This window comes from Siculibacillus lacustris, from assembly GCF_004328075.1.
In the GTDB taxonomy this organism is placed as follows: domain Bacteria; phylum Pseudomonadota; class Alphaproteobacteria; order Rhizobiales; family Ancalomicrobiaceae; genus Siculibacillus; species Siculibacillus lacustris.
Map to the genome: position 1 here is coordinate 1 of NZ_SJFN01000070.1, position 5900 is coordinate 5900.

General features: G+C 56.6%; 3 tRNA genes and 3 rRNA genes. All 6 read left to right on the forward strand.

Annotated features, from left to right (window positions below):
- Positions 1–435 precede the first annotated feature (435 nt).
- A 16S ribosomal RNA gene (locus EYW49_RS22545) occupies positions 436–1916 on the forward strand.
- Positions 1917–2149: 233 nt separating this feature from the next.
- A tRNA-Ile gene (locus EYW49_RS22550) sits at positions 2150–2226 on the forward strand.
- Between the two features lie 24 nt (positions 2227–2250).
- A tRNA-Ala gene (locus EYW49_RS22555) sits at positions 2251–2326 on the forward strand.
- 290 nt (positions 2327–2616) lie between these two features.
- Positions 2617–5340, forward strand: a 23S ribosomal RNA gene (locus EYW49_RS22560).
- 118 nt (positions 5341–5458) lie between these two features.
- Positions 5459–5573, forward strand: a 5S ribosomal RNA gene (gene rrf, locus EYW49_RS22565).
- The 16S, 23S and 5S rRNA genes sit together here with 3 tRNA genes alongside, the layout of an rRNA operon.
- A gap of 189 nt (positions 5574–5762) precedes the next feature.
- Positions 5763–5839, forward strand: a tRNA-Met gene (locus EYW49_RS22570).
- Positions 5840–5900: the final 61 nt, after the last annotated feature.

Below are 5900 nucleotides of genomic sequence, written 5' to 3' on the forward strand. Positions count from 1 at the left end.
TCTGCATTTCGGGTGTTGACGGGTGTTGGGTCGATGGCTATAAACCGCATCAACGACGGCGGCGCTGCCGCTGGCGACGAAATCCTTCGCTCTCCGGTCTGGAAGGGCGGGTCCTGAAAGGGACTTGCCAAACGGTTCTGGAAGGTGTTGAAGGTCACTGAATTCGGGCAACCGAAGGGATGTGCCAAATCGTTCCTCTCGAGAGAGGGTGAGCGTACGAAGTCGGTTCGGCTTCGGGTTCTTTGACAATCGAATAAGAAGAAAGAGAAACGTGGACGGCGTGGTCCTTGCGAGGAACCCGATGGATTTCGATCCTGGGGGTTTCGGATAGGGATACGGCTTGGTCTACGTTTCGAGTTCTTACCCGCCCTTCGCGAGAAGGGCGAGTGTGAGACTCTCGTCAAACGCGATCAGATATAGCCGATTGAACTCATCCAACTTGAGAGTTTGATCCTGGCTCAGAACGAACGCTGGCGGCAGGCTTAACACATGCAAGTCGAGCGCCCCGCAAGGGGAGCGGCAGACGGGTGAGTAACGCGTGGGAAATTACCCTTTGGTACGGAATAACACAGAGAAATTTGTGCTAATACCGTATGTGCCCTTCGGGGGAAAGATTTATCGCCATAGGATGTGCCCGCGTCGGATTAGCTAGTTGGTGAGGTAATGGCTCACCAAGGCGACGATCCGTAGCTGGTCTGAGAGGATGATCAGCCACATTGGGACTGAGACACGGCCCAAACTCCTACGGGAGGCAGCAGTGGGGAATATTGGACAATGGGCGCAAGCCTGATCCAGCCATGCCGCGTGAGTGATGAAGGCCTTAGGGTTGTAAAGCTCTTTCACCCACGACGATAATGACGGTAGTGGGAGAAGAAGCCCCGGCTAACTTCGTGCCAGCAGCCGCGGTAATACGAAGGGGGCTAGCGTTGTTCGGAATCACTGGGCGTAAAGCGCGCGTAGGCGGACCGTTAAGTCGGAGGTGAAAGCCTGGAGCTCAACTCCAGAACTGCCTTCGATACTGGCGGTCTTGAGTCCGGTAGAGGTGAGTGGAACTGCCAGTGTAGAGGTGAAATTCGTAGATATTGGCAAGAACACCAGTGGCGAAGGCGGCTCACTGGACCGGTACTGACGCTGAGGTGCGAAAGCGTGGGGAGCAAACAGGATTAGATACCCTGGTAGTCCACGCTGTAAACGATGGAAGCCAGCCGTCGGGGAGCATGCTCTTCGGTGGCGCAGCTAACGCATTAAGCTTCCCGCCTGGGGAGTACGGTCGCAAGATTAAAACTCAAAGGAATTGACGGGGGCCCGCACAAGCGGTGGAGCATGTGGTTTAATTCGAAGCAACGCGCAGAACCTTACCAGCTCTTGACATCCCTTGACCGCCACGGAGACGTGGTTTTCCCTTCGGGGACAAGGTGACAGGTGCTGCATGGCTGTCGTCAGCTCGTGTCGTGAGATGTTGGGTTAAGTCCCGCAACGAGCGCAACCCTCGCCTCCAGTTGCCAGCATTCAGTTGGGCACTCTGGAGGGACTGCCGGTGATAAGCCGAGAGGAAGGTGGGGATGACGTCAAGTCCTCATGGCCCTTACGGGCTGGGCTACACACGTGCTACAATGGCGGTGACAGTGGGCAGCTACTTCGCGAGGAGAAGCCAATCCCAAAAAGCCGTCTCAGTTCGGATTGCACTCTGCAACTCGAGTGCATGAAGTCGGAATCGCTAGTAATCGCGTAACAGCATGACGCGGTGAATACGTTCCCGGGCCTTGTACACACCGCCCGTCACACCATGGGAGTTGGGTTTACCCGAAGGCAGTGCGCCAACCGCAAGGAGGCAGCTGACCACGGTAGGCTCAGCGACTGGGGTGAAGTCGTAACAAGGTAGCCGTAGGGGAACCTGCGGCTGGATCACCTCCTTTCTAAGGAAAGTTCCTCACGATCCCGGTGTCCGCCGATCGCAAGATCGGTCCATACCGACGGTCGTCCTGAACTTCTTAGGACACCGACCGTCGATCGTCGTCTCACGAAGGCGATCGAGCGAGTCAACACAGCGCGGGATCCGCCGTCTTCGTTTCTCTTTCTTCTCGGACGAGTTCCCTGCTCGGCAGATCGCGAGATCTGTCCGCGTCGACTTAGATGTCGACGAGAGCCTGGGCCCGTAGCTCAGCTGGTTAGAGCGCGCGCTTGATAAGCGTGAGGTCGAAAGTTCAAATCTTTCCGGGCCCACCATTCTCGCGTCACCGGCTTGTGACAGGGGCCATAGCTCAGTTGGGAGAGCGCGTGCTTTGCAAGCATGAGGTCGTCGGTTCGATCCCGTCTGGCTCCACCATTTCTCTGAAGTGTTGGTGCCGGTGGTGATCCCGGCTTGTCCGTTAAAAAAAGTTTCGCCCCGTCGTGGGTTCCGGAAGGGACCCTGGCGTGGCGTGTTGGTTTGACATCGTGAAGAGAAGGTTCGTTCGATCATCGGATCGACCGGTCGCAAGATTGGTCGTCCCGGTGTTCATCGTCGTGAGACGAAGAAAAGTCGGACGGAACTCGTGAATGTATGAGGTCTTTCTAAACGTTCGATCCGTCGATGACACAGGCTCGGGAGAGTGGGTGGACATCGATAATGAGAGTGAACGAGTGCAATAAGGGTATTCGGTGGATGCCTAGGCGCTGAGAGGCGATGAAGGACGTGGTACGCTGCGATAAGCCTTGGGGAGCTGCGAACAAGCTTTGATCCGAGGATTTCCGAATGGGGAAACCCACCCGCAAGGGTATCCCGCAAGGGAGGCGAACCCGGGGAACTGAAACATCTCAGTACCCGGAGGAAAGGACATCAACAGAGACTCCGTTAGTAGTGGCGAGCGAACGCGGACCAGGCCAATGCCTGGAAATCTCCAACCAGAACGACTTGGAACAGTCGGCCGTAGTGGGTGATAGCCCCGTATGGGTGTCGAGATTTTCGGGATACGAGTAGGGCGGGACACGTGAAATCCTGTCTGAACATGGGGGGACCACCCTCCAAGCCTAAGTACTCCTCAGCGACCGATAGTGAACAAGTACCGTGAGGGAAAGGTGAAAAGCACCCCGACAAGGGGAGTGAAACAGTTCCTGAAACCGGATACCTACAAACAGTGGGAGCCCAAGGTTCGTCCTGGGTGACTGCGTACCTTTTGTATAATGGGTCAGCGAGTTAGTCTGTCGAGCAAGCTTAAACCGGTAGGTGTAGGCGTAGCGAAAGCGAGTCTGAACAGGGCGTTCAGTTCGGCGGATTAGACCCGAAACCGAGTGATCTAGCCATGGCCAGGTTGAAGGTGCGGTAACACGCACTGGAGGACCGAACCGGTGCCTGTTGAAAAAGTCTCGGATGAGCTGTGGCTAGGGGTGAAAGGCCAACCAAACTCGGAGATAGCTGGTTCTCCGCGAAAGCTATTTAGGTAGCGCGTCCGATGAATACTCCCGGGGGTAGAGCACTACATGGGCTAGGGGGTCCTACAGACCTACCAAACCTAAGTAAACTCCGAATACCGGGAAGTACTATTGGGCAGACACACGGCGGGTGCTAACGTCCGTCGTGAAGAGGGAAAAAACCCTGATCGCCAGCTAAGGCCCCTAAATCGTGGTTAAGTGGGAAAGGATGTGGGGATCCCAAAACAACCAGGATGTTGGCTTAGAAGCAGCCATCATTTAAAGAAAGCGTAACAGCTCACTGGTCTAAACAAGGGTTCCTGCGCCGAAGATGTAACGGGGCTCAAACCACGTGCCGAAGCTGCGGGCTCGAAAGAGCGGTAGCGGAGCGTTCCCTAAGCTGTTGAAGCGGTAGCCGCGAGGCGCCGTGGAGGTATGGGAAGTGCGAATGCTGACATGAGTAACGATAAAGGGTGTGAGAGACACCCTCGCCGAAAGTCCAAGGGTTCCTGCGTAAAGTTAATCTGCGCAGGGTTAGCCGGCCCCTAAGGCGAGGCCGAAAGGCGTAGTCGATGGGAACGGGGTGAATATTCCCCGGCCTGGGAGCAGTGACGAATCCCGTGTATTGTCTTCTCTTATCGGATTGAGAGGGCAGTGAAGGGGTTCCAGGAAACAGCCTCCCAATATAGACCGTACCCGAAACCGACACAGGTGGACTGGTAGAGTATACCAAGGCGCTTGAGAGAACTCTGCTGAAGGAACTCGGCAAATTGCCTCCGTAACTTCGGGATAAGGAGGCCCCATGCTTGCGCAAGCAGGTGTGGGGGGCACAAGCCAGGGGGTGGCGACTGTTTAGCAAAAACACAGGGCTCTGCGAAGCCGCAAGGCGACGTATAGGGTCTGACGCCTGCCCGGTGCCGGAAGGTTAAGAGGAGAGGTGCAAGCTTTGAATCGAAGCCCCGGTAAACGGCGGCCGTAACTATAACGGTCCTAAGGTAGCGAAATTCCTTGTCGGGTAAGTTCCGACCTGCACGAATGGCGTAACGACTTCCCCGCTGTCTCCAGCAGAGACTCAGTGAAATTGAACTCCTCGTGAAGATGCGAGGTTCCTGCGGTCAGACGGAAAGACCCCGTGCACCTTTACTGCAACTTTGCGCTGGCATTCGTGTCGGCATGTGTAGGATAGGTGGTAGACTTTGAAGCATGGGCGCCAGCTCGTGTGGAGTCATCCTTGAAATACCACCCTTATCGTCATGACTGTCTAACCGCGGCCCAACAGGGTCCGAGACAGCGCATGGTGGGCAGTTTGACTGGGGCGGTCGCCTCCCAAAGAGTAACGGAGGCGCGCGATGGTGGGCTCAGACCGGTCGGAAATCGGTCGTCGAGTGCAATGGCATAAGCCTGCCTGACTGCGAGACTGACAAGTCGAGCAGAGACGAAAGTCGGCCATAGTGATCCGGTGGTCCCACGTGGACGGGCCATCGCTCAACGGATAAAAGGTACGCCGGGGATAACAGGCTGATACTGCCCAAGAGTCCATATCGACGGCAGTGTTTGGCACCTCGATGTCGACTCATCACATCCTGGGGCTGGAGCAGGTCCCAAGGGTTCGGCTGTTCGCCGATTAAAGTGGTACGTGAGTTGGGTTCAGAACGTCGTGAGACAGTTCGGTCCCTATCTGCCGTGGGTGTACGAGACTTGAGAGGATCTGTCCTTAGTACGAGAGGACCGGGATGGACGCACCACTGGTGGACCTGTTGTCGTGCCAACGGCAGTGCAGGGTAGCTATGTGCGGACGGGATAACCGCTGAAGGCATCTAAGCGGGAAACCCACCTCAAAACAAGGTCTCGCATGAGAGTCGTGGTAGACGACCACGTCGATAGGCCGGGTGTGTAAGCGCAGCAATGCGTTCAGCTTACCGGTACTAATAGCTCGATCGGCTCGTTTACTCTCATTAATCCATGTCCATTCGACTGGACCGCGGCCAATGGCCGCCGACGTCGAAGCGACGGATCGTTCGGAAACAACTCATACATTCACACACGTTCAACGGATGCGCTTCGCCGGCCTGGTGGTTCTTGCGAGGGGCCCCAACCCGATCCCATTCCGAACTCGGCCGTGAAAACCCTCTGCGCCAATGGTACTTCGTCTCAAGACGCGGGAGAGTAGGTCGCTGCCAGGCCTGCCAAGCGCATCCCTCGAACGTGATGACAACCTTCTCCACGATGCCGTCACTTCCCGTCCCGACGACATCGCGAACGCCCTCGTCGACGAGACGAAAAGCCCGAGTTCACCGGAACCTCGGGCTTTCATCGCATCTGGACCCTCTCGCGGAAGCCTCCGGCCGAAGCGGGACCGTCCGACACCCTTCCGCGGGGTGGAGCAGCCCGGTAGCTCGTCAGGCTCATAACCTGAAGGTCGTCAGTTCAAATCTGGCCCCCGCAACCACAGACCAAAAACCCTCCGCCCAACAAGCGGAGGGTTTGTCGTATCTGGACCGTCGCTCGGG